This is a genomic window from Stenotrophomonas sp. INTA L402-1 (genome assembly GCF_059295135.1).
In genome coordinates this window covers 1-529 of record NZ_JCAFWP010000241.1, presented here as the reverse complement: position 1 = coordinate 529, position 529 = coordinate 1, and the positions used below count along the sequence as shown (strand labels likewise).

At 47.8% G+C, this 529-nt stretch carries 1 protein-coding gene; it reads right to left on the bottom strand.

Annotation, left to right across the window (positions count from 1 at the left end; genetic code table 11):
- Positions 1-503, bottom strand: a 503-nt coding sequence (gene lpfA-O113 / locus AC5O77_RS22585; RefSeq protein WP_494507272.1) for a long polar fimbria major subunit LpfA-O113, incomplete at its 3' end; no start/stop codon positions are given.
- Positions 504-529 lie beyond the last annotated feature (26 nt).

Sequence of the window (529 nt, the reverse complement as noted above, 5' to 3'; positions counted from 1 at the left end):
GCCACATAGCGTGCAATAAACTTCATTTCAGCCTTGCCTTCAGCGTCGATAGCGGTATAGGCAGAATCGTTATAAAGTTTAACCTGCGAGTTATCTGACTGGTTAAAAATACGAATACCGACACCCGTTGCCGCAATCGCTTGTCCTGTACCGGTAAAATCGCCAGGGTTGCCCGCTGTAAGCGGCGTACCCACTTTCAGGTCGCCGTCGCCGCCAGGCGCTTCTGTACCATCAAAACGAACGGCTGCCTGAGTGTAGGTTGCCGGGCACTTTTCAAGCTTAATACTGAACTGCTGTGGTGACGCCAGACTACCTACACCTGAAAAAGCATTTTTACTGACTTTACCCAGTGGTACGGTTTGATCGGCTGTATCTGAGGTAACTTCACAAGTAGTGTCGACAATTTCACCGACGAAGTGAACAACACCATCTTCTGCCAGTGCATGTCCGGCCAGCATTAAAGATGCCAGAGTGAATGCACCGCCTATAATATTACGCTTCATAAAAACTCCATTGATATAATATATCC